The following is a 23,990-nucleotide window of genomic DNA, read 5'->3' on the forward strand; positions in this document are numbered from 1 at the left end:
TAGTAAGATTTTAAACATGATGACAGGGTGAAAGGCACTTTCGCCACGGTCACTGCTATGGACATGGCGTAGGGTGTGTTCGATACTTTGCCAGTTGATTAGGTTATGTAGTTCATCGAGTTCTTCGATGGCTTTGTGAGCGTTAATGAGACTGTCTGCTAGGGAGAGTTGCCCTGTTTGTTTCCATGCCATATTCGTGTCTTTTGCCATCTGTTTGATTTTACTGTATTATATCACTTTTACAAACTTTTGTGCATTTGTTCGTGCAAAGGTTTTTTTTAGGAAAACATATGAAATTTTTATTGGGTGCGCTCTTTACCGTATTTGTGGCAATCGTTAGCGTGTTTGCGGTTGTTACCAGTGGCGTTGTCAATGTGTGGGAGCAGACCAAGAGCATAGCCCAATGATGTTTAGCTTTTTAGAAACTGCTCGCAATCGTTCCATAGAAAATGCCAGTAAAGATATTGTGGTACCAGATTTAGAGAAGGTTGAGCTAATCAGTTCTGGTGGCGCGGACTATAAGGATATGTGTGCAGGCTGTCACTTGTCTCCGGGAGTGGCACAAACTGACTTTAGTGAGAGCTTATATCCAAAGCCGCCCAACTTTACCAAGGCTGATATTGTCAAACGTTATCAAACAGAAGACGGTGCAAAGCAAAGCTTTTGGGCAATCAAACACGGAATTATGGCTTCGGGAATGCCTGCATGGGGCGCCTCTCATGATGACGCTAGAATGTGGGCAATGGTAGCCTTCATTAGATCGTTACCTGAATTAGATGAAAGCCAATACACGATGCTAACCACTAGGATAGATGGCGATATGATGGACATGTCATTTGATGGTGATATGAATATGTCGGATGATGGATCTGGAATGCAGCATTAATACTTTCTAGATATGAAAGCCTCCTAACTCACGGTTGTCGCTATCACCAATGTAGTACTGAACAGTGCTGCATTTAATGTTTTTAGTTAAGTACATAAGAATTCAAATATAGGGTGTAAGTTTTTAGAATATCGAGCATAACAATAGACGTTTAGGAGTAATTTAATGAGACATTACACACATGTGTTTTCTAATGGACATAACTGGTTATCCGGTCGAGTCCTTTTATTGGTGGTGACATCGTCACTCTCGTTAACGCTAGCCGCTTGCAGCCAATCTAATATCAGTGGCTCTGATTCTCAACCAGTAAAGGTTGAACAGTCTGCTGCCCAGAATGCACAAGTACAAAATGAAAGTTCTGCTCCTGCAAATGCTCCCGTTAACAGCTCGTCATCATTACTCAAAAACGTCTCAGCCACGGTTTATAAAGATGCCAACTGCGGCTGCTGTAAAGAGTGGGTAGGCTATGCAAAAAACAATGGATTAAGTGCAACCACGCACGATGTGGAAGATCTATCCTTATTTAAGGAGCGTTATGGCGTACCACAGCAAATGCGCTCTTGTCATACCACCGTTACCACCGACGGTTTTGTCTTTGAAGGGCATGTCCCTGCTAAACACATGGCTGAATTCTTAGCAAACCCTCCTGCACAAGCTATTGGACTTGCCGTACCGAGTATGCCGGTTGGTAGCCCCGGTATGGAGTATGAAGGTAAATTCATGCCTTATAAGGTAATGCAGCTTAATAAAGACGGCACCACAGAAGTCTATGCTGCTATTGATTCTCCTCAGCAGCAGCTGTAGTGTTGGCTTAGATGTGAATAGATTCTGTTAAATATCGAAAATATTATAACTATAAGCTTAACCACCATCTCTCAAATTAAATCAGGTTATCATTATGAATAAACAGAACATACTGAACCGCCGACGTTTTTTAACCGGATCCTCTGCTGTCCTTGGTGCCTCCTTGATGCCGACTATTGCTAGTAGCGCACTGGGACAATCGAGTCGCTCAGGCAGTCAGGGCGCTACTATTAATAGTGATCAAAACGTTCATAAAGTACCTGTATTGACAGGCAAAGAGTTTGATTTATACGTCAGTAAACAGTCCGTTATTGTGAACGGCAAAAAGAGCATGGCGACGCTCATCAATGATTCACTACCAGCACCGACGCTAAAAATGCGTGAAGGCGATACGGTGGTGATACGTGTTCATAATCAGATGGATGAATCAACCTCTATCCATTGGCATGGACTACTAGTACCGTTTGAGATGGATGGGGTGCCGGGCATTAGCTTTGATGGTATTCCTGCGCACAGCACCTTTACTTATAAATTCAAATTAAAACAATCAGGCACTTATTGGTATCACTCACACAGTGGGTTCCAAGAACAAACCGGTATGCTGGGTGCCATTGTGATTGAACCTAAAGGGCGTGAGCGTCATCCTATCGACGAAGACCATGTGATCGTGCTTAGTGATTGGACCAGCCGCAACCCACATAATCTCTTGAAGCTGCTCAAACAGCGCGCCGACTTTGATAACTACCATCTACCAGACTTCAAAAAACTGCTTGCTGATATTGCCGAAACGGATATGAAAACCGCGTTTGATAAGCGCAAAATGTGGAATCAGATGCGCATGATGCCCACTGATTTTACGGACTTGTCGGGTGAAAACACATTTACCTACCTTATCAATGGCAAAACGACCGCAGCTAATTGGGCGCAAATCGTCAAAGCAGGACAGCGCGTTAAATTACGCTTTATCAATGCCTCAGCACAAACTATCTTTGATGTGCGCATACCCGGTCTCAAAATGACTGTGGTGGCAACCGATGGCATTGATGTCGCCCCAGTTGCGATTGATGACTTTCGCATTGGCGTGGCTGAAACCTATGATGTCATTGTCACCCCGACCAAAGATGCGCATACCATATTTGCCCAAAACATAGACCGTTCGGGCTATGTCGCAGCAACGCTTGCCACCAAAGAAGGTGCTCGTGCGGCAACGCCTGCTATGGACAAAATTGAATGGCTCACCATGGCAGATATGATGGGTGCTATGGGTGCTAATGGTTATAAAGCTAAGCACGCTAAAACAGAATATGACTTTAAGTCTGATATGCGTGTGGACAGTCCACGTATGAACCTTGACGATCCAGGTATCAACCTGCGCAATATTAATAGAGAGGTATTGAATTATAGTCAGCTACGCTCTGTCGATGAGGCAATATTTGCGGAGCAGCGCAAGCCTACCCGAGAGATCGAGCTACATTTAACCGGTAACATGGAGCGCTATATTTGGGCGTTTGATGGGGTTAAGTTCAGTGAGGCCACGCCGGTCAATATCAAGCCGGGTGAGCGCGTGCGTATTACCTTAGTCAATGACACGATGATGAATCATCCGATGCATTTACATGGGATGTGGAGCGATTTGCGCATGCCTAACGGTGAGTTTCAGGTGCGCAAGCATACGATGATGGTGCAACCAGCTCAAAAAATTAGCTTTGATGTCACAGGAGAAGCTGGTCGATGGGCATGGCATTGTCATCTGCTCTATCATATGGAAGCCGGTATGTTCAGAGAAGTGGCGGTCGTTTAAGCAAGTCTTTGGTTGATAGGTGAGAGATGAGATGAAAATACATAAAGTGGGTTTACGGCTCGCTGGGGTATCATCATTGGTATTACTAGCATCATCATTTGCTAATGCTGCTGACCCTGCCACTGCTAAAAAAGACATAACTATGTCAGGCATGGACCACAGCAAAATGGACATGTCGGATATGGATCATAGCAAAATGGATATGTCGGATATGGATCACAGTGGCATGGATATGTCAGGCATGGACCATGGCAGCATGGATATGTCAGGTATGGACCATGGCAGTATGGATATGTCAGGCATGGACCATGGCAGTATGGATATGTCAGGTATGGACCATGGCAGTATGAATATGTCAGGCATGGACCATGGCAGTATGAATATGTCAGGTATGGACCATGGCAGTATGGATATGTCAGGCATGGACCATGGCAGCATGGATATGTCAGGCATGGACCATGGCAGTATGGATATGTCAGGCATGGACCATGGCAGTATGGATATGTCAGGTATGCAAGGTGGTAAAGCTCCAGCTGATGCTCGCAGTCCTGACTATTCAAACGGCGTTCCCTATGGACGCTATGGTCAGCCTATGATGATGGGTGATATGCCATTATGGGGCGTTTCTGTAGACGATTTAGGCTATCAGTTTGATGACGATCAGATTAATTATGAGGTTAGTGCTTGGTATGGTCTAGATGAGCGACGCCTAGCTGTACGCAGCGAAGGTAGTGTTCAGACCAAAGATGAGAAAGACATTGATAGTCTGACCTCATTGTCTTACTGGAAGCCGCTAAGTATTTTTTGGAATGGCGAAGCAGGGGTCGCCTATGATACCAAGAATGATAAGCCTGCCATTATGGCCGGTATTGTCGGCACAATGCCTTACTTTATTGAAACAGATGCTAGAGCATATCTCTACACCGATGGTCAAGTTAGGCTTGATCTTGGTGCAGAATATGAATGGCGTTTGGGTCAGCACTGGGTTGTGATACCGGAAGTTGGTCTGTCAGCTTTTAGTAAAGACGATATTGACAATCATATCACCAAGGGATTCAATGAATTAAAGACTGAAGTTAGACTGACTTATGAAACCTTAGGTCGTCAACTGGCACCTTACGTCGGTGTGAGCTATGAGACGGCTCTTGGCAGTGCGCGTGGCCAGCGGCGTCAAGAAAATGAATCGGTTGATAGCAGTAGTTTGACTGCCGGTGTTAAATTCTGGTTCTAACATTGTCAAAATTATAGGAGATATATTATGAATACTTCTGATCAAAACAGCATGAATCATCAAAGCCATCAACAGGGCATGAATCCTTATGTGAAGTTCACTTTGATGATTCTGACGTCTACGATTGTAATGTTTATCATGATGTATTTTAATACCTATCAATGGGATCATGTTTATTTTAGTGAGACCCGAGCTTATATGGCATTATATATGGGCGCAGTCATGGCGATTATCATGCTCGCCTTTATGGGTAATATGTATAAGAAGACCAAGGTAAATCTACTGGTTTATGGAATAAGTGTAGTAATGTTTGCTGTAGGTATTTGGGGTGTGCGTTCCCAAGCAACGGTCGATCAAGTGGATTGGATGCAGGCCATGATACCTCATCACTCGATTGCTATTTTGACGAGCTCAAGAGCAGATATTGAAGACCCTAGAGTACAACAGCTCGCTGACGATATTATTAAGACGCAAAAGCGTGAAATCGCTGAGATGCAAGCGCTTATTGAAGAGCTCGAATAGACGGCTATATAATATAGAGGTATGGCAAGCTAAGAAATTGATTATGAAAAAATGGTGATACCTGGTATCAGCGCTATAGTCTTCGCTGGTACCTTTACCTTAAAAGGACAGATTGCACAGATAATTAATGTGATTTTTTACCTACCCCTTCAACTGCAGTAACTGCTCTTTGTTTTACTGTACTTATTATCAATATTTATTGTCTTCAAGGAGTGGTTTTATGAAACATATTGCCGATGAAAAATCTATCAAAGGTGGTCAGTACGATAAAGTACCGGAAAATTATAGCGGTACGGTCTATATTTGTCCTATGCATCCAGAAGTAAGAGATGTTGAAAAAAGTGACTGCCCAATATGTGGCATGTTTCTTAAACCTGAAGACGAAGTTGCTAAAGATGATAGTCACGCTAGCTGTCATGGAAAGGATACTGATAGTAGCGGAGTAAAATCTGTTAAAGGCGGTAAATACGATAAAGTACCTGCTGATTACGATGGCACGGTATATACCTGTCCTATGCATCCTGAAGTGAGAGACGTTAGAAATAGCGGTTGTCCGATATGTGGTATGGCGCTTGAGCCCGAAACGCTTACTATCGGTGAAGAGGACACCTCAGAGCTTGACGACATGACTCGTCGTTTTTGGATATGTACCGTGTTGACTGTACCGCTATTAATATATGTGATGAGCGGTATGTTTGGAGTTGACTTTAGTCAGTATGGTATACCTTCACAGGTTTTACAATGGGCTGAGTTGGTGCTTGCGACCCCTGTAGTGCTTTGGGGCGCCGCCCCGTTTTTCGTCCGTGGCTGGCAGTCTATAAAAAGCCGCAATCTAAATATGTTTACCTTGATTGCGATAGGCGTAGGCGCTGCTTATATTTTTAGTATTGTCGCGACCTTTTTTCCCGATATTTTCCCAGACAGTTTCAGAGATGCCTCTGGTCAAGTCGGAGTCTACTATGAAGCGGCAGCGGTCATTGTGACCTTGGTGCTACTGGGTCAAGTATTAGAGCTCAAAGCTAGAAGTCAAACTTCAGGTGCGATTAGAGCTTTGCTTGAGCTTGCACCACCAACCGCAAGACGTGTCGATGAAAACGGTGAAGAAGTCGAAGTCCCGCTTGATGAGGTCGTCACTGGCGATAAGCTACGGGTTAAACCAGGTGAGAAACTACCCGTAGATGGTACAGTGATCGATGGTAATAGTAATGTTGATGAATCAATGGTGACGGGTGAGCCAATCCCTGTATCAAAAGTAGCAGGAGATACAGTGACTGGTGGTACGGTAAATGGCACCGGAACGCTATTAGTCGAAGCGGTCAATGTTGGAGCAGATTCAGTATTATCTAAAATTGTACAAATGGTTGCTGAAGCCCAGCGTAGCCGCGCACCTATACAGAAATTGGTAGATAAGGTAGCTGGGTGGTTCGTACCGATCGTGCTTATTTGCTCCGTCATTACCTTTATTGTCTGGGCGATATTCGGCCCTGAGCCCGCTATGGCCTATGCTTTGGTTAACGCGATTGCGGTACTGATTATTGCTTGTCCTTGTGCCCTTGGTCTAGCGACGCCGATGTCCATTATGGTTGGTACCGGCAAAGGCGCGCAAAACGGCGTCCTCATCAAAAATGCTGAAGCGTTAGAGAGTATGGAAAAAGTCGATACCATTGTCGTCGACAAGACCGGAACACTGACCGCTGGTAAGCCCGAGCTTACCGCAATTGATGCGCAGGTAGGTCAAGATGAAGACGAGTTCCTCGCATTGGTAGCCTCAGTAGAAAGCGCTAGCGAGCATCCTTTAGCAGAAGCTATCGTTAGAGCAGCTCAAGAAAGATCACTCATTATTCCTAAAGCTACTGACTTTAATTCGACTACTGGCGAAGGCGTACAAGCCGTGGTCGATGGTAAGAAAGTCGCTATTGGTAACTCTAAGCTTATGGAAAGCCTAAATAGTTTTGATAATGAGCTGTCCACTAAAGCTGATGTCCGTAGAAAAGACGGTGAAACGGTAATGTTTGTGGCTATAGACGGTAAAGCTGCTGGTATTATTTCAGTTGTTGACCCTATTAAACCAAGCACTAAAGAGGCTATTTCACTGCTTCATGACGCAGGTTTAAAAGTTGTGATGCTAACCGGTGACAACGAAAAAACCGCGCAGGCAGTCGCCAATAAACTAGGTATTGATGAAGTTCATGCGGATGTCTCACCAGAGGATAAAAACCGTATCGTCAAAGAAATGCAAGACAGCGGTAAATTGGTCGCTATGGCGGGTGATGGTATCAACGACGCACCAGCGCTAGCGCAAGCTAATGTTGGTATCGCTATGGGAACCGGTACCGATGTGGCGATGGAGAGTGCGGGCATTACCCTGCTAAAAGGTGATTTAATGGGTATTGCCAAAGCTTATAAGCTTAGCCACGCCACCATGCGCAATATCAAACAGAATCTGTTTTTTGCCTTTATCTACAATGCACTTGGTGTACCTATTGCCGCAGGTGTGCTCTATCCTATATTTGGGCTTCTGCTCAGTCCGATGATAGCAGCGGCAGCGATGAGCTTGTCGTCATTCTCGGTGATTGCTAACGCGCTGCGATTGCGCCGTTTGAAACTATAATTCTGGTACGGTAAAAAGTGTTCTAAAGCACACTGACACATACTGGTCTAAACAAGATCACAAAATATAAGGATACCGTTATGGGCAGCTTTTCTATTACACATTGGCTGATTTTATTGGTCGTAGTGGTGGTCGTATTTGGTACTGCCAAGCTTAAAAATGCAGGTAAAGATCAAGTTCGATTATGTCCTAGCCGATTCATGGTTTTCAGCCAATGCAACATTCAAGCACATCCGTAAAGCCAAAAAACACTTTATCTTTGCATTAAAGTCAAATCGCTTGGTGGCTTTAACACCTGATGATAGACAAAAAGGTAACTTTGTACGTATTGATGAATCCAATCTACCCGATAATACCCCTGTTCACGGCTTTTTAAATGACTATCACGATGAAGTCTTGTTATTACGCCGAGTCTTTACAAACAAGGACGATTCGACAGGGGTGTTATATCTGGTGTGTTCGGATTTGCAATGCGACAAGGATACGTTTATCAATGGCTATCAAAAACGATGGCACGTTGAAGTGTATCATAAGTCGTTAAAGCAAAATGCCAATTTGGGTAAGTCGCCTGTACATAGCCAAAGGGCACGGTTTAATCATATCTTTTTAGCCACGTATGCGGTGTTTAAGCTTGAGTGTTTGAAAATCAAAACCAAGTTAAATCATTTTGCTTTGCGTTTGAAGTTACTCGTATCTGCTAATCAGTCGGCTTTTGCCCAGCTTAAGGCTATGAGCGGTGCGTAACTTCAGATAATATAATAACTGCTAGTTTTCTTTTAAACATAAAATTTCCTTTACCATTATAACCACTTTGATAGCAACACGCCTAACGCAAACAGCGTCACGGAGCAGTCTGACATTCCTTGCCAGTGGCTTTAGGTATTATTCACACAAGCAGAATCCTGTGCTTGCCAAGCTATTATTAAACAAAACCTTACATAAAATCCAGTGGATTAACAAAAAAATTGCTGAATTGATAACGATAAATTTAACAATTTGCTAAATATAACTAACTTTATATTCAATTTTACACCGATTTTACACACAATATTGCCAAAAACTGCACGGACGTTGGTTAAAATAGCCTTGATTGTTGAACCGATTGGGATCTTGTGATGATGCAACGATTAAATGCCCATACAGGTATTGGGCTGTGGCTAAAATGGACACTGTTGGTGTGGATGAATGCCATCTTTGGCTTGGTGATGACATGGGACAACATGCGCCAAGACGGTCTGCCGTATTGGCTGGGCGTGGGCGTGGGCGTGTGTGGTTTTATTCCGCTATATGCTTTGGCAGAACGCCGCCTACGACGGCGCGGCGTGCATGGTATTGGCACGGCACTGACAATCGGTGTCATCATCCGCGCGTTGTTACAAGTCGCGGTTATAGTCGATGCGCTGGCAGGCGTGGTCGGTGTCAGCGTGGCAGAAAACATCGTCGGGGCAGCGCCCAGCGGTTTTGGTGATGAATTCGGCTTTTATTTTGTCGCAACTGTGGTGACAGGCACGTTGTTGTCTGTGATTGCGTGGTTACTGACGGGCTTGTCATTGCTGGGTATGCGTTTATTTGTGCGCAAAAAACAGCCAGCATTGACCCAAGCCGCGCAGCCGTGATTACTACCGTTACGTTAAATGTAATTGAATACCAACAGCTTGGATGAAAAAGGACACCAACATCTTTAAATAATATTGATAAAAATTATCATTCGTATTATTATAGCGGCATTCTGGGGCAGACGCATGATTCTGCCAATATTCAACACGTTAGGGCTTTTTGGTATGTCATCTGCCGCCGCAGTATCTGATTTGCAGATTTCCCGTAAAACATGGTGGGTGACTGGGGTCGGTGTGCTGCTGCTGCACACGGTGGTGGGTTGGGCGTTGTTACAAATGCCCAGCGCAACCATGCCGCTGCCAAACATCACGCCGCCGCTTGAGGTCACGTTTGTTGATTTAACCCCCAACGCCGAGCCAATACCCACACCCACATTGCCCGAAAAATCACAGGCAAACGTGGCGACGGCTATGCCCACACCTGTGCCAACAGACGAGCCGCCACCGCCAACTCTGTCAGCCAAGCCTGAAGCACAGCCCGTTACTGCGACCGCTGCGCCTGCCGATACACCTGCGCCTGCCATCGAGCCACACGCCATTGCCGAACCAGCGTCTAATCTGCCAACGTCACCAACTGCGCCTATGCCCGTGGACGAGTCTTTGCCATCATCTGAGCCCGTTGAGGTGGTCAAAACCGAGCCATTGCCCGAACCTGTGACACAGCCTGAACCCGAGCAACCGCCGATGCTGACTCAGCAGACGGCACAAGCTGAGGCTGAATTGGTGGCCCAACAAGCGCGTGAACAAGCTGAACGCGAACGCCAAGCCCAGCAAGCGCGTGAACAAGCCGAGCGCGAACGCCAAGCCCAGCAAGCGCGTGAACAAGCTGAACGCGAACGCCAAGCCCAGCAAGCGCGCGAACAAGCCGAGCGCGAACGCCAAGCCCAACAAGCGCGCGAACAAGCCGAGCGCGAACGCCAAGCCCAACAAGCGCGCGAACAAGCCGAGCGTGAACGCCAAGCCCAACAAGCGCGCGAACAAGCCGAGCGTGAACGCCAAGCCCAACAAGCGCAACAAACGCCGCAAACTGTCACGTTCGGTAGCGGTGACACGCGTTGGCGTGTTATGCCCAAGACCAACTTCACGGGCAGCATTGCGCGGCAAATTGCCAACCAAAACCTAACCCAAGTCGTAGCGCGGCTACACATCAGCTCACAAGGCGATGTCACTGATGTTCAGATCGTCACATCATCGGGCAACCGTCAAGTGGATAATGCCCTACGCCAACGCTTACTGGCAGGCAAGCTGTATCCGCACCCTGTGCCACGTGTTGGCAACTTATTGATTAACCTCAACGGATCTTAAACATATGTTGCGCCCACCGCGCCATTTTGGAGGAATGATGGATTTTGCAAGTTATTGGCAGTACACCGACGCGGTGAGTAAGACGTTGTTTGTCGTGTTGGTGCTGCTGTCCTTGGCATCGTGGGTCATTGGCATCATGCGGTTGCTAGCAAGCCAGCGACTGGCGCGCACGGTCAGCCAGTCGTTACGCCACCAGCACCAACAACAGGCAGGCGCGTGGACGCACTTAGCCGCTGAGCAACAACGCGCCGCTGCCGAGCAAGCCCTACTGCAACACATCAGCCGCTACCGTTACCAAAGCGAGCAAGGCCTAAGCCTGTTGGGTACTACCGCCGCCATTGCGCCGTTCATCGGCTTGTTTGGCACGGTGTGGGGAATTTTTCACGCCTTACGCAGTATTGGCGAGACAGGGCAGGCAGGACTTGCGCAAGTGGCTGCCCCTGTCGGTGAGGCACTTACCATGACAGGGCTTGGCTTGGCTGTGGCGATTCCTGCCGTTGTGTTGTATAACATCGCTGTGCGCCTTAACCGTACCGCCATGCACCACGCCAACGACACCGCGCGCGCATTGCTGACCGAAGTCATCACCACCGCAGCATAACACTGCAATCAGTCAATTTTACAAGGCAATGAAAAAGGAGTGTCCATGGCATTTCAACTCGGTGATGACGAAGCGCAAGGTGTGCATGACATCAACTTGATACCGTTGATTGACATCATGCTGGTGCTGATGATTATTTTTTTGGTGACTGCCACTGTGCTCAACCCCACCGTGCCGCTTAACTTGCCCAAAACCGCCGCGTCAGTCAGCAATGCGCCGCCGCAAGTCATCCAAATCAGTATTGATAAAGACGGGCAACTGTATTGGGATGACACCGCCATCACCCTAACCGAGCTGGGCACGCGTTTTGCCGAGCAGGGCAAGCTTGCCGATATTCCGACGATTCAACTGCGTGCCGACAAAAACAGCCGTTATGACACCGTGGCGCAGGTGCTAGCCACCGCAAGCCAACACCAGCTGACCAAAATCGCCTTTGTCAGTGACAGCCCGTAATACTTTGATAGTCAAGCAATCAGCGGTGGTATGGCGTTTGACCCAAGTGACGCAGGCATGTCCTAGCCAGTCACTCAAACACACGGGCTAAAACATGGCGCAAAAAAAGTGTAGCGATTTGTTACCGCCGCGCGGATTGTGCCTTGCTTATTTTAGCGTTATTCGGTTTAATACCGCTAACTTTAAGCGGCAGACTTTGGCGTAATATGCCGCGATTTATGGGAAAAATTTTAAGTGGAATGGATTTGCGCGGAGCAATGCGGTGGCAAGTGTGCCAATGTGTTGGTACGTGCCACGGGTAGCTTATGCGACATTTTTATTTTGACATAGTCTTTACTGCCGTCGCGCTTGCTTTGGCAGCGTGGTGGGGGTTTTCGCACGGTGGTATGGGCGCGGTGCTCTCGGCGGTGTTTATCACGCTGATTTTGGCGGTGATGGAGATTTCACTGTCATTTGACAACGCGGTGGTCAATGCTTCAGTGCTCAAGCACTGGGATGAGTTTTGGAAAAAGATTTTCTTGACTGTCGGGATTTTGATTGCCGTGTTTGGTATGCGGCTGCTGTTTCCGATTGTGATTGTCGCCATGACGGCTGATATGGGGATGATGGAAGTTGTCGATATGGCGCTCAACAACCCCAAAGAATATTCTGCCAAATTGATTGCCCACCACGCTGAGATTGCCGCGTTTGGCGGTATGTTTTTGTTGTTGGTGTTTTTAAATTTCTTGTTTGATGACAAGGATATCTTGTGGTTTGAGTGGCTAGAAAGCCGCCTTGTGCGCTTGGGCAAAGTCGATGCCATGAGCGTGTTTATCGCCTTGATTGTGTTGATGGTATCGCTGTCATGGGTGCCTGTGGCAGAAAAACACGCGGTTTTGGTGGCAGGCGTGTATGGGATTTTGGTGTATTTGGGCACCAATGTGCTATCGGGCTTGCTTGAGGGCGATGACGATGAGGCGCAAGACACGGACGAAGCCACAGGTGGTAGCGACACCAAAGCGGTCACAGGCGCGATTGCGCGTGGCGGCATTGCAGGCTTTTTATACCTTGAGATTTTGGACGCGTCGTTTAGTTTTGATGGTGTGATTGGCGCGTTTGCTATCACTGATGATGTCATCATCATCATGTTGGGCTTGGCGATTGGCGCGATGTTTGTGCGTTCGATGACACTGTTTTTGGTGGATAAAGGCACGCTTGATGAGTTCGTTTATCTTGAGCATGGCGCGCATTATGCCATTGGTGCGCTGGCCATCATCATGTTGTTGTCAATGCGCTATGAAATCCCCGAAATCATCACAGGTCTTATTGGGGTGGCGTTTATCGTGTGGGCGGTGATAAATTCTATCAGCTACCGCAAGCGTCATGCCGAAGCCTAAACGCGGTTGATGCGGATTGAGCTTACAAACGTCACACAATCATAACAACCGCGCAAGGCAAATGCCTAGACAAAATTTGACCGTATCGCTATAGTAAACGTGAGTTTAGGCTCACGTTTTTTTATAGGGTCTAAAAAATGCAATAACAATTTTTCAACTCGTTATATTGTTTGACTCTTTGTCAAATTTTTTTGGCACAAACCACACAGGATATAAGGATATCAATATGGCTATTAGCTTAACCAAAGGCGGCAACGTCAATTTGTCTAAAGAAGCTCCCAGCTTGACCAACATGACCGTCGGCTTGGGCTGGAATCCACGCGCAACCGACGGTCAGGATTTTGACCTTGACGCGGTGGCGTTTTTGGTCAATGACGCAGGCAAGGTTCGCGCGGACAATGACTTTATTTTCTTTAATAACCTAAAATCTGCCGATGGCTCGGTTGAACACACGGGTGATAACCGCACGGGAGAAGGCGATGGTGATGATGAAATCATCAAGGTTGATTTGACGCGCCTGCCTGCTGATGTCAGCAAGGTGGTGTTTTGTGCGGTGATTTATGACGGACAAAACCGCAAGCAAAACTTTGGACAAGTCAGCGATGCCTATATCCGTATTGTCAATGACAATGGCAGCAGTGAGGTGGCGCGTTATGACTTGTCGGAGGATAGCAGCACCGAAACCGCAATGATTTTTGGTGAATTGTACCGCCACAACGGTGAGTGGAAGTTCCGCGCGGTTGGGCAGGGCTTTGCAGGCGGTTTAGGCCCATTGGCAGCGTCATATGGCGTGGCGGTCTAAGCGCGTTAATGGGTGGTAAAAAAGCCGCTGTTCATCTTGGCGGCTTTTTTAACACGCATTGGGCGAACCGATTTTAACGCAGGGATAGCACAAACTTTGAACACAGGACGCGACGACGATGGCGGCAACGTTTACATTAATCGGCACGATTGAGCCGTTTTTGCATTGCAATTTAAAAAAAGGTGACCGCGTGCATTGTGAATCCAATGCCATGGTGATGATGGAGAGTAACCTTGAGCTTAAAGGGCAAATGCGTGGTGGCTTTATGCAGTCGATGTTGCGCCGTTTTGCCACGGGTGAGTCGATTTTTCAGCAGCAAATCGAGGCAGTGCACGGTGAGGGCGATTGTCTGCTTGCGCCAACGCTAGACGGTGATTTGCAGATTTTGGATGTGGGCGCTAATCAATATATGTTGAGCGATGGCGCGTTTGTTGCGTGTAGCTCGGAGGTGCAAATTCGCGCCAATGTTCAATCTAACATCGGCGGTGCGCTGTTTGGCAGCACGGGCGGTTTTGTCATCATGCAAACGCAGGGGCATGGTCAGGTTGTGGTGTCGGGCTTTGGTTCGTTGTTTGAAATTGAAGTCACCCCCGGCAAAGATGTGACGATTGATAACGGGCATGTGGTGTGCTGGGATAGCCGCTTAAATTACAGTGCGTCTCTGGCCACAGGGCAGCGTCAAGGCTTTTTGGGCAACATTGTCAATTCTGTCACCAGTGGTGAGGGGGTGGTGCTGCGTTTTTCGGGGCAAGGCAAGGTGGTGATTTGCTCGCGCAATCGCAACACGTTTCAAGGCTGGGTTCAAAGCCTACTGGGTAGCAACAGCGGTGGGCGTGACCGTGGCAGTTCGCTGAGCGATTTGTTATAAGTCAAAATTTAGTAGGGTTAGATTAACACACATAAAGGATAACACATGGCAGTTTCATTGCAAAAAGGACAAAAAATTTCTTTGCAAAAAGAGGCAGGCGGCACACTTAGCCAAGTGGCGATGGGCTTAGGCTGGGATATGGCGCAGGCAAGTACGGGCGGCGGCTTTTTGGGCAAGCTGTTTGGCGGTGGCAGTGGCGACAGCATTGACTTGGATGCCTCGTGCCTACTGTTTGATGCCAACAAAAACTTGGTTGATACGGTATGGTTTCGTCAGTTGCGCTCCAACGATGGCAGTATTTACCACACAGGCGACAACCGCACAGGCGCAGGCGATGGTGATGATGAGGTCATCATGGTGGATTTGACGCGCGTACCGCCAAATGTACAAGCGTTGGTGTTTACCGTCAATAGCTTTACGGGGCAGTCATTTGAGCGCGTGGCAAACGCGTATTGCCGCATTGTCAATGCCAGTAACCAGCAAGAAATCGCGCGCTATAACTTGTCGTCGCAAGGCGGACACACCGCGATGGTCATGGCAAAGATGTATCGCCACAACGGCGAGTGGAAAATGCACGCGATTGGCGAGACCGCGGCGGGGCGCACGTTTGAAAACCTAATCCCGTCGATTTTGCCGCATATTTAAGTGGTAATTGGGTAGGTTTTGGTCGTCACTGGCTATCAAAAGCGCTTGGTGTATCAAAAGCCCTTAGTTTGACTAGGGGTTTTTGTATTTTGCCACTTGTTTTTTTGTGGGGCTTGCGTTAGTTTAGGCGCATTTGGTTGGCTTGACGATGACAAGCCTTGCTGGGCTAAATTTTTGGGCTAACCAAGTTGCTAGTTTTTATTTAAAAAAGGAAGCGCAGAATGACGCAAAGCCGCTTGCAACCGCTGCTGATTGCCGCGCTGTTGCCGTTATTGGGATTTGCTTGGTTTAGCCGCCCTGTGGCTGGGCAGGTGGATTTTTGGCTGTTGTGGCTGGTGGCGATGACGTTGGTCGGGTTGCCGCTGGTGTTTGCCGAGGTGGCCTTGGCGCAGCGTAGCCGTTTAGTGCCGTTGGTTGGCTTGCCCAAGCTGACTCGTGAAGCCGATGTCCCGACCGTGTGGCGCGGGTTTGGTTGGCTGACCATCGTGCTGCTTGCTTTGGTGGGTGGGCATTTGTTGGCAAGCGCAGGCGAGGTGTTGCAGCCGCTGGCGGCAGGGCAAAATACCAATGGCGGTATGGCAATGCCTGCGTTGTTGGCGATTTTGCTGCTTATCACGATGGCGGCAAGTTTTGCCAAACGCTGGATGGGCTGGGCGGCGCTGGTGTTGAGTACGCTTGCGCTGGTGAGCGCGCGTGTGCATGACCCAAGCACGATGTGGCAGATGACCCCGACATCTTTGGCGGAATGGTCGCTGGCGGTGGTGTTGGCGTTGGTGTGTGTGGGGGCAGGTACGGGGCTGTTTTGGTACAGCCGCGCGCAGCAGCTACAGGCACAAGGGCTTGCCGATAGCCAAGCGTCGCAAGCGTTGGTGGTCAGCGCGAGCCGTGCGGTGTTGCCGATTTGGGCGGTGCAGCTGGTGGTCGGTGGATTGGTGGCGATGAGCGTTGCGCCAACCACGCAGTTTGCCCGTCTTAGCTACGCGCTTGCGATGTTGGCAGGCAGTGGCTATTTGCTGGCGACTTTGACCGAGCAGGTCGCGCTAGTTACCGTGCAGCGGCGTTTTCATTTGTTGATCATGGTTGGGCTGGCGGTCATCATGTATGTGTTGGCGTTGTTGCCGACCGCGTGGCTCAATCAGCTACTTATCTTGATAAGCTTTATCAGTGCGATTTGGCTGGCGGTGTTTGCAGGGTGGCAGATGAAAATCAGCCATTTGCGTAAGGCGATGAACTTTAGCAGCGAGGCAACCTACAACCTGTGGCGCGTTGCTGTGCGTATCGTTGTGCCGTTGGCGATTTTGTTGGCCGTGGTGGGCTGGCTTGGTGGCTTATTGTAATTGGCTTGTGGGCAACCACGCTGATGAGCGTAACCTGAGCATTTTGTGGTGTTGGGTTACGCGCTTTTTGAGCCCACAAGCGGATGTATTTGATGTATCCGATATTGAGAAACCAACCATGCCAAGCCCAACGATGACGATTACCTTAGCCTTTGCCCCCGACGCGGCCACCCAACTGCACGAGCGCTTGTCTATGCCCACGGGTCACACGCCTGTACAAGCGTTGGCGCTGACTGACTGGCAAGCGCGGTATCCGTGGGTGCTGCAATGTCAAATCGGCCTATTTGGGCGCAAAATTGACTGGCAAACACCGCTACAAGACGGTGACCGTTTGGAGTTTTATCGTCCGCTGATTATAGACCCCATGCGCAAACGCCAGCTTAAACTGGCGCGCAAGGCTAGCCAAGATTAGCGTCTTAGACAACCCTCTAACGTGCGTTGGCAGGGCGTTCAATACGGCTGACGTTGCCAGCGTTGTCAAAGTAAATTTGGATGTATTGTTGGGCGTTGTGGATATCAGGCTTGCCTTCACGCTGAGCGATTTTGCCTGCTGTGAAGTCATAGATATAATCCCAGCGGTTTGGGTTGAGCGTGTCGCGTATGGCGGGGCTGCCCAACAAGTACAGCACTTGGTTTTGGTTCATGCCAACCTTGACTTGCGCCAGCTGATTGGGGTTGATGGGCGTGCCTTGGGGGATGTCGATTTTATACACGCTTAGCCACGTACACGCAGGCAATACCGCAGACGCGAGCACCGTCGCAAGGCCAACCACAGGCAATAGTCGAACTTTGTTGGTCATCACAAATACCCAAATCGCACTTAAAAAACGTGTTTATCATACGCTATTTGTGCGACGTTGCCTACTGTTTTTGTTGGACAAATTTTTGGTGGGCAGACGTTGGTGGGCTGCCGCTGATGCCACGGGCTAAGCACGCGTTTGACAACCCTGCTGGCACAAAGCCTATACCGTCACGGTTTTTATCATTCATCGGCGTATGCGCCTTTGGGTGTAGGATTGAGACAACACGAGAACTAAAACCACACACGAATTTTGTCTAGCGTGGTGTATTCTGCTACAAAACTTGTTAAAATAACCCCATGAAAACCCTAAAGTTACCCATCAAAGACCATGCCCCAATCGTGGTGGAAGGCGTTAAAACCACCCAATGGCGCAGCAAAAAAGCGAACTAGCCAAAAGCGTATATCACGCAGGTGGGTTTGAAATCAAACGCCAACTGACCTCTCAATGTAACCACGCAGGTTGCCGTTTTGACAGTGTATCAACGCGACACACGGCTTGAGGATACCAATAGCAAAGCCCGGCTGTTTGCAGGCGCAATCTCCGAACGAGAGGCAGGGGTGAGGTCAGAAGATGAAAATGATAAACAAAAGATAATAGGATTTGCCATGTCTGTCAGTACTCAGGATTTGCGCCGCGCAGGGCTTAAAGTAACCTTGCCGCGATTAAAGATTTTACAATTACTTGAAAGCACATCTAAACATCACATGAGTGCTGAGGATGTGTACAAAGCATTGATTGAGCAAGGCGAGGATGTTGGCCTTGCCACCGTGTACCGTGTATTGACCCAGTTTGAGCAGGTTGGTATCGTTGAGCGGCACAACTTTGACAACAATTTGTCGGTGTTTGAACTGGCGCATGATAGCCACCACGACCACTTAGTCTGTGAGCAATGCGGCAAAATCATTGAATTTCACAACGAACAAATCGAGCAGCTACAACGCCAAGTTGCCGCTGAGTATAACTTTACGCTGACGGGGCATTCGTTGGTGTTGTACGGTGTGTGCGATGACCCCGAGTGCCAAGCCGCTGCCAAAAAATAACGGGCGGTTTTGGGGTCAGTTTGGATAAGTTTAGGCAAGTTTGGCTAGATTTGAGCAACACCAACAAACTTAGCCGAATTTGGGCGGTTGTAGCACGGGCAGACGCACACCAACCGCCAACAGCGCGACGGCATACACCAACGCGCCGCCAACGCACAAGCTTGCCAATGCCACAATCTGTGCTGTGCGCGAGCCTGTCAGCGGAAAATAATCCAGCGCAATCACCAACACCAGCAGCATAACCGCATTGGCAACCAACAGTTGCCAACCAAAATGCCGCCATGTGCGCGTCAGCCGATACACCCCACGGCGGTGCAGCGCGGCATACAACAACGCCGCATTGGCAAGTGCCGATATCGACGTGGCAAACGCCAACGCCGCGTGCAGCGCGATGCCAAGCCAGTCAAATAACGCCATCAACAACGCACAAGCCAACCCATTGACCGCCACCGCCGCCATGCCCGCGCGCACGGGTGTGCGGCTATCACGATGGGCAAAAAACGCAGGCGCAAAAACCTTAATCAGCATAAAACCCAGTAGCCCTGCCGCCATACCCGTGAGCGCAAGCCCTGCCATCTGTGCGTCATGCAGGCTAAATTCGCCATGGGCAAATAGCGTTATCATCAAAACATCGCTAATCAGCATCAGCGCACACGTGGCAGGCAAGCCGACCAACACCACCAGTCGCACCGCCCAATCAAGTGTTTGGGCAAAATCCGTGCTTGCTGAATCCGCGCTTGCCGTGCGCGCCAACACGGGCAAAATCACCGTACCAATCGCCACCCCAATCAGCCCAAGCGGCAACTCGCCCATGCGTTCTGCGGCATACAGCCACGCCACTGAGCCATCGACCAGCAGCGAAGCTATCAGCGTGTTGAGCAGTAGATTAAGTTGCAGCACCGACACCGCAAACACCGCAGGCAGCAGCAGGCGCAGCATACGGCGCACGCCTGTGTGGGTAACATCCAATACAGGCAGCACCAGCAGCCCAAGCGCGCGCAAAGCAGGCAACTGTACCAACAATTGCAACACGCCTGCCAATGTCACCGACCACGCCACGATGACCAACGGCTGTGCCCTATGCGGCGCAACCCACCACGCGGCGGCAATCATCACCACATTGAGCACCACAGGCGCGAGCGCAGGCGGCACAAAGCGTTGATAACTTTGCAGCACACTGCCTGCCAACGCGGTCAAGCTAATCAGTAGCCCAAACGGCAACATCACGCGCACCAGCGTCACCGCCGCCTCAAACTTGGCAGGCGTATCCACAAAGCCTGCCGCCAAACCACGCACCAACCACGGCGCTGCCCACACGCCAAGTATCGTGAAAACGCCCAAAATCAGCAGTAACGCGCCCGTCACGCGTCCTAGCAACCCTTGCAGCGGTGCAAGATTGCCTGTGCGTTCGGCAGTTGTTTGGTAATCCACCAGCACAGGCACAAACGCTTGCGCAAATGCACCTTCGGCAAATAATCGGCGGACAAAATTCGGTAGGCGAAAGGCGACCAAAAACGCATCCATCATACCGCCACTGCCAAAACAGTGCAGCAACACACCATCGCGTACCAACCCGAGTACGCGCGACAGCAGCGTTAGCGCGCTGACCCACGCAGCAGACGACAGCAGCCCTTGCTTGCCATCACGCTGGATTGGTTTTGGTTTTGCTTGTGCCAAATGCGCCAACCTATGACCGCACCGCCAATGCCCGTTTAGTCAGCATATTGCGCCACCAGTTGGCGTAAGCGCAGCCAGTCAAACTGTGCACCGGGGTCGGTTTTGCGTCCGCGCGCGATGTCGCTATGCCCTGCCAAGTGATGGCGCGTTTTGGGATATGCGCGGTTGATTGCTGCCACCACCGCCGCCAGCGCGGCGTACTGGCGCGCATCAAACGCCGTGTCATCATCGCCTTCAAGCTCAATACCAATCGAAAAATCGTTGCAATTTGCCACGCCCAAATACCGCGATTGCCCAGCATGCCACGCGCGGTCAGCAAAATTAACAAATTGTGTCACCTGCCCATCGCGCTCAATCAGTACATGTGCCGATACCTGCTGCTGATAAATTTGGGCAAAATACGGGTGATCAGCAGGGTCAAGCCGATTTTGAAAAAACGCCTTAACATAGTGCTCACCTGCGGCATTGGTTTTGCCAAATTCACTGGGCGGCAAGCTGATATTGTGAATCACAATCAAGCGCACATTGGCGGCAACATCGTACGGGGCAGGGCGCGCGCCAAAATTTGGCGACGGCACAAATGCGGCAGGTGACAGCCGCCCGTCTTCGATGGTAAAGCGTGGCAGAGCGTCAGCAGATGGGGCAGAGGTGGGCATGGGGGTTTCCTTGTGTACATGCAATGATTAAAAGCTGATGTTTTAAAACTTATGGTTGAAAACCAAAGGCTTCACGTAAGATGGCTACAGTCAAGTGTTACCATCAAAAAATGGTAGATGATTTGCCTACCAGTATAATCCAATCAGCCGCCAACTGTTAGATAGCGTGACGCGCCCTCACACAAAACGTTACCCATTTTGCCGCCAAATCAGCGATAATAAACCGACCGATGGTTAAACTGACAAATATTGAGCAAACAAACATTGAGGAAGCTATGTCCGCTGTGCCACCCGTTATTTCTCCTGCGTTACGCCTTGAGCTGACCAAGCAAGTCACGCAAGCCTTGCAAGAGGACATCGCCACAGGCGACATCAATGCCGCGCTGATTGCCGCTGACCAACGCGACCACGCGACCATCATCAGCCGTGAGCCGATGGTGCTGGCAGGGCAGGCATGGGTGGACACGGCGTTTGGCTTGCTTGATCCTACTATGAATATCACGTGGTATGCACAAGACGGGGCGCACGTTGCTGCCGACACGGTGTTGGCAACCTTGCATGGCAACACGCGCGCGCTGTTATCAGCTGAGCGTACCGCGCTCAACTTTTTGCAAACCCTGTCCGCCACTGCAACCAGTGTGGCGCATCATGCCGCGCTGATAGCCGATTTACCGACCCAACTGCTAGATACCCGTAAAACCTTGCCGCTATTGCGCCATGCGCAAAAATATGCCGTGCGCTGCGGCGGTGGGCACAATCACCGCATTGGGCTGTTTGACGCGTTTTTGCTCAAAGAAAACCACATCATGGCAAGCGGCAGCATTGGGCAAGCAGTGGCAAATGCTCGTCGTATCGCCAATTTGCCCGTGGAGGTTGAGGTTGAAAATTTCAGCGAGCTTGAAGAAGCCATTGCCGCACGCGCTGATATCATCATGTTGGACAATTTTTCATTGGCAGACACGCGCACCGCGGTGGCACGGGTGGCAGCATTGGGCAAGCCGTGCAAGCTTGAAGCTTCAGGCGATATCAGCGCCGACAACCTGCGCGAGGTTGCCTTGACGGGTGTGGATTATATTTCTTTGGGCGCATTGACCAAACACATTCGCGCGGTGGATTTATCCATGCGCTTTGTCAAAGCTGACGTGATAAACTTATCTTGATAAGTACAGACATCTTGATAAGTACAGACACCGCGCAAAATGTGTAGCACAAAAAGACAACAAGGCAAAATGATGAGCACAGCAACAGACCAAACGCATTATTTGCTGATTGGCGTGGGCGCAATAGGCTTACCCTTGGCAAATCGTTTGGCAGCCAATGGCTACCGCGTGACCGCTGTTAGCCGCACACCCAAAGCCGACTTGGCAACAAGCGTTACCCATCTTTGCACTGATGCGCGCACGTTGCGTGCAGCAGAATTGGGGCAAGCGCGTGCCACCATCAGCCATGTGGTCATTATCGTCACACCAACGGGCACGGGTGAGCAGGCGTATCGTGACAGCTATTTGGCGATAGCGCAAGCGGTGGTACGGCTAGGCGCGGATTTGCCCAATTTGCAGCGCGTGGTGTATGTGTCATCAACGGGCGTGTATGGACAGCATGCAGGCGAGCGTATCGACATCAACACGCCGATTGCACCGCCAACGTCAGCGACCCATCGCGTGTTGTTACAAACCGAGCAGACTTTGCAGGCCGCGTTTGGTGCGCGTTGCACCATCGTGCGCGCCAGCGGTATCTATGGGCGCAAGCGTCGCCGCTTGCTTGCGATGGCGCGTGATGTCGCCACGGGCGCGCGTCCTGCCCCGACAAACAACTGGAGCAACCGCATCATGGACAGCGACTTGGTCAATGCGTTGTACCATATCGTTACCGCGGCCGCGCCATTACCTGTGTACTTGGCGACGGACAGCCACCCCGTCGCCTTGCACGCGGTGTTGGCATTGATTGCCGCGCACATGGGGCTAAAGACGGCAAATTTTGCCACCGACAGCACGCCGACCACAGGCAAGCGTCTGTACGGCAACTTGCCTGCCGATTGGCTAACCTATCCCAACTACCAAACAGGCTACCGCGATATATTAGCCGATGACACACGCGACCAAGCCTAACGACCTATGCCAACGTTGTTACCGCTTCATCGCTTGCGCCATCCCAACGTCATGACCGACGCAGAACGCCATGCCTTGCCCGACCCGTGCCGACCCATTGACGCGCCCAGCGATATGGTCAATCTTGCGTGGCAAGACTGGCTACAGCAGGCGCTTATCGGCGCACCGACTTGGCAGATGGCAGACTTTGACGCGTGGGACAATACAACAGCAAGCACAGCCACATCCGCCAATTTGGCTGATGGTGATTTACCGTATGACAGTCTAGCCGATATGCTGCATGAGCAACGCGCTTTGACACAAGCCGCCGCTGACCCGTACGCGTGGCGGTTGCCGTTGGCGTGGCTACCGTCGATGGTGCAGCGTTTTGCCCAAGCCTTATTTGATGAATTATGGCAGACGCAGCCTGATTTGGCACTGTGGGCGCAAGTCGATAGTCAAGACCATTCATTGCCTGATAGCATGACGTGGCGGTTATTGGTTGCCAAACACCGCCATGCGGTCATGCTGTGCGTGTGGGCGTTGTGTCAATGCCGCGTGCGCCAAAGCGTCAATCCACGCGCGACCTTACAAGCACTGGCAGACGCGCTAAGCGCATTTGCCATAAGCCATCGGCACGCGCTGGCAGCCCATAGCCGCGAGCGTGATTGGCAGGTTTTGCCCAGTCATGTTGAGCTTGCGCTATCGGCTATCGGTGTGCGTATGACCAAGGCGACAGCAGACCAAAATGTCGGTTGCCGCCGCAGCGCGATTGCCGCGCATAGCCCATTAACGTTTTAGCCTGTCAGCATTTCGCCTTTTAATCACGGCTAAACCATAGTAACCATGATAAAAAATGAACCATTGCA

The 23,990-nt window shown here is 49.9% G+C and carries 26 protein-coding genes and 1 pseudogene; 22 read left to right on the forward strand and 5 right to left on the reverse strand.

The features are described 5' to 3' along the window. Positions 1-192 (reverse strand): transposase (locus tag AC5L4R_RS00005; RefSeq protein ID WP_494472339.1); only part of this gene is annotated, 192 nt, incomplete at its 3' end. Positions 193-403: 211 nt separating this feature from the next. Here AC5L4R_RS00005 and AC5L4R_RS00010 point away from each other — a divergent pair. From AC5L4R_RS00010 to AC5L4R_RS00095, 18 genes and pseudogenes are all read left to right on the forward strand, one after another. After that, the gene (locus AC5L4R_RS00010; protein ID WP_494472340.1) at positions 404-886 is read left to right on the forward strand and encodes a c-type cytochrome; all 483 of its coding nucleotides are present in this window, start codon (positions 404-406) and stop codon (positions 884-886) included. A gap of 165 nt (positions 887-1,051) precedes the next feature. Then, a complete protein-coding gene (locus AC5L4R_RS00015) occupies positions 1,052-1,690 on the forward strand; it encodes a DUF411 domain-containing protein (protein ID WP_494472341.1) in 639 nt (212 codons plus the stop codon). A gap of 94 nt (positions 1,691-1,784) precedes the next feature. Next, a complete protein-coding gene (locus tag AC5L4R_RS00020) occupies positions 1,785-3,491 on the forward strand; it encodes a copper resistance system multicopper oxidase (RefSeq protein ID WP_494472342.1) in 1,707 nt (568 codons plus the stop codon). Between the two features lie 31 nt (positions 3,492-3,522). Next, on the forward strand, positions 3,523-4,722 hold the full coding sequence (locus tag AC5L4R_RS00025) for a copper resistance protein B (RefSeq protein ID WP_494472343.1): 1,200 nt from the start codon (positions 3,523-3,525) through the stop codon (positions 4,720-4,722). A 27-nt stretch (positions 4,723-4,749) separates the two neighbouring features. Further along, positions 4,750-5,244 (forward strand): DUF305 domain-containing protein, encoded by a 495-nt coding sequence (locus AC5L4R_RS00030; RefSeq protein ID WP_494472344.1) that lies wholly within the window; start codon positions 4,750-4,752, stop codon positions 5,242-5,244. A gap of 220 nt (positions 5,245-5,464) precedes the next feature. Beyond that, positions 5,465-7,855: a copper-transporting P-type ATPase gene (locus AC5L4R_RS00035; protein ID WP_494472345.1), complete on the forward strand. Its 2,391-nt coding sequence runs from the start codon at positions 5,465-5,467 to the stop codon at positions 7,853-7,855. Positions 7,856-7,935: 80 nt separating this feature from the next. Continuing rightward, positions 7,936-8,028, forward strand: a pseudogene (locus AC5L4R_RS00040) (twin-arginine translocase TatA/TatE family subunit); the annotation flags it as partial. Beyond that, the gene (locus AC5L4R_RS00045) at positions 8,015-8,599 is read left to right on the forward strand and encodes a transposase (protein ID WP_494472346.1); all 585 of its coding nucleotides are present in this window, start codon (positions 8,015-8,017) and stop codon (positions 8,597-8,599) included. The pseudogene AC5L4R_RS00040 and the gene AC5L4R_RS00045, both read left to right, overlap by 14 nt. Before the next feature lie 371 nt (positions 8,600-8,970). Then, positions 8,971-9,471 carry a hypothetical protein gene (locus AC5L4R_RS00050; protein WP_494472347.1) on the forward strand — a complete coding sequence of 167 codons (501 nt, stop codon included), beginning with the start codon at positions 8,971-8,973 and terminating at the stop codon, positions 9,469-9,471. A 165-nt stretch (positions 9,472-9,636) separates the two neighbouring features. Further along, positions 9,637-10,776, forward strand: a complete 1,140-nt coding sequence (locus AC5L4R_RS00055) for an energy transducer TonB family protein (protein ID WP_494472348.1) — start codon at positions 9,637-9,639, stop codon at positions 10,774-10,776. Positions 10,777-10,813: 37 nt separating this feature from the next. Next, the gene (locus tag AC5L4R_RS00060) at positions 10,814-11,377 is read left to right on the forward strand and encodes a MotA/TolQ/ExbB proton channel family protein (protein WP_494472349.1); all 564 of its coding nucleotides are present in this window, start codon (positions 10,814-10,816) and stop codon (positions 11,375-11,377) included. 45 nt (positions 11,378-11,422) lie between these two features. Continuing rightward, a complete protein-coding gene (locus AC5L4R_RS00065) occupies positions 11,423-11,830 on the forward strand; it encodes an ExbD/TolR family protein (protein ID WP_494472350.1) in 408 nt (135 codons plus the stop codon). Between the two features lie 305 nt (positions 11,831-12,135). Continuing rightward, complete coding sequence (locus AC5L4R_RS00070; protein ID WP_494472351.1) at positions 12,136-13,206, forward strand: DUF475 domain-containing protein; 1,071 nt, start codon at positions 12,136-12,138, stop codon at positions 13,204-13,206. 226 nt (positions 13,207-13,432) lie between these two features. Beyond that, positions 13,433-14,008 carry a TerD family protein gene (locus AC5L4R_RS00075; RefSeq protein WP_494472352.1) on the forward strand — a complete coding sequence of 192 codons (576 nt, stop codon included), beginning with the start codon at positions 13,433-13,435 and terminating at the stop codon, positions 14,006-14,008. A gap of 118 nt (positions 14,009-14,126) precedes the next feature. Next, positions 14,127-14,876, forward strand: coding sequence for a TIGR00266 family protein (locus tag AC5L4R_RS00080; RefSeq protein ID WP_494472353.1), 750 nt, complete (start codon positions 14,127-14,129; stop codon positions 14,874-14,876). Between the two features lie 45 nt (positions 14,877-14,921). Beyond that, positions 14,922-15,521 (forward strand): TerD family protein, encoded by a 600-nt coding sequence (locus tag AC5L4R_RS00085; protein ID WP_494472354.1) that lies wholly within the window; start codon positions 14,922-14,924, stop codon positions 15,519-15,521. 221 nt (positions 15,522-15,742) lie between these two features. Further along, the gene (locus AC5L4R_RS00090) at positions 15,743-16,858 is read left to right on the forward strand and encodes a hypothetical protein (RefSeq protein ID WP_494472355.1); all 1,116 of its coding nucleotides are present in this window, start codon (positions 15,743-15,745) and stop codon (positions 16,856-16,858) included. A 67-nt stretch (positions 16,859-16,925) separates the two neighbouring features. Continuing rightward, positions 16,926-17,270, forward strand: coding sequence for an RnfH family protein (locus AC5L4R_RS00095; protein WP_494472356.1), 345 nt, complete (start codon positions 16,926-16,928; stop codon positions 17,268-17,270). A gap of 16 nt (positions 17,271-17,286) precedes the next feature. On the opposite strand, the gene AC5L4R_RS00100 is transcribed toward AC5L4R_RS00095, so the two are convergent. Further along, complete coding sequence (locus tag AC5L4R_RS00100; RefSeq protein ID WP_494472357.1) at positions 17,287-17,658, reverse strand: outer membrane protein assembly factor BamE; 372 nt, start codon at positions 17,656-17,658, stop codon at positions 17,287-17,289. Between the two features lie 61 nt (positions 17,659-17,719). Beyond that, entirely contained in the window at positions 17,720-17,848 is a 129-nt protein-coding gene (locus tag AC5L4R_RS00105; protein ID WP_494472358.1) for a hypothetical protein, read from the reverse strand. A gap of 418 nt (positions 17,849-18,266) precedes the next feature. Between AC5L4R_RS00105 and fur the strand changes: the two genes are divergently transcribed. Then, positions 18,267-18,701: a ferric iron uptake transcriptional regulator gene (gene fur, locus AC5L4R_RS00110; protein WP_494472359.1), complete on the forward strand. Its 435-nt coding sequence runs from the start codon at positions 18,267-18,269 to the stop codon at positions 18,699-18,701. A 69-nt stretch (positions 18,702-18,770) separates the two neighbouring features. Here fur and murJ read toward each other — a convergent pair whose 3' ends face one another. Both murJ and ampD read right to left on the reverse strand, forming a co-directional pair. Continuing rightward, positions 18,771-20,378 carry a murein biosynthesis integral membrane protein MurJ gene (gene murJ / locus AC5L4R_RS00115; protein ID WP_494472360.1) on the reverse strand — a complete coding sequence of 536 codons (1,608 nt, stop codon included), beginning with the start codon at positions 20,376-20,378 and terminating at the stop codon, positions 18,771-18,773. Positions 20,379-20,413: 35 nt separating this feature from the next. Continuing rightward, a complete protein-coding gene (ampD, locus tag AC5L4R_RS00120; RefSeq protein ID WP_494472361.1) occupies positions 20,414-21,034 on the reverse strand; it encodes a 1,6-anhydro-N-acetylmuramyl-L-alanine amidase AmpD in 621 nt (206 codons plus the stop codon). Between the two features lie 275 nt (positions 21,035-21,309). Here ampD and nadC point away from each other — a divergent pair, with 275 nt between their 5' ends. The 3 genes from nadC to AC5L4R_RS00135 all read left to right on the forward strand — a co-directional run bounded on the left by nadC (position 21,310) and on the right by AC5L4R_RS00135 (position 23,922). Further along, positions 21,310-22,194: a carboxylating nicotinate-nucleotide diphosphorylase gene (gene nadC, locus AC5L4R_RS00125; protein ID WP_494472362.1), complete on the forward strand. Its 885-nt coding sequence runs from the start codon at positions 21,310-21,312 to the stop codon at positions 22,192-22,194. A gap of 72 nt (positions 22,195-22,266) precedes the next feature. After that, on the forward strand, positions 22,267-23,142 hold the full coding sequence (locus tag AC5L4R_RS00130; RefSeq protein WP_494472363.1) for an NAD-dependent epimerase/dehydratase family protein: 876 nt from the start codon (positions 22,267-22,269) through the stop codon (positions 23,140-23,142). Positions 23,143-23,148: 6 nt separating this feature from the next. Next, positions 23,149-23,922 carry a hypothetical protein gene (locus tag AC5L4R_RS00135; RefSeq protein WP_494472364.1) on the forward strand — a complete coding sequence of 258 codons (774 nt, stop codon included), beginning with the start codon at positions 23,149-23,151 and terminating at the stop codon, positions 23,920-23,922. Positions 23,923-23,990 lie beyond the last annotated feature (68 nt).

Source organism: Faucicola sp. SE7633 (genome assembly GCF_059264685.1).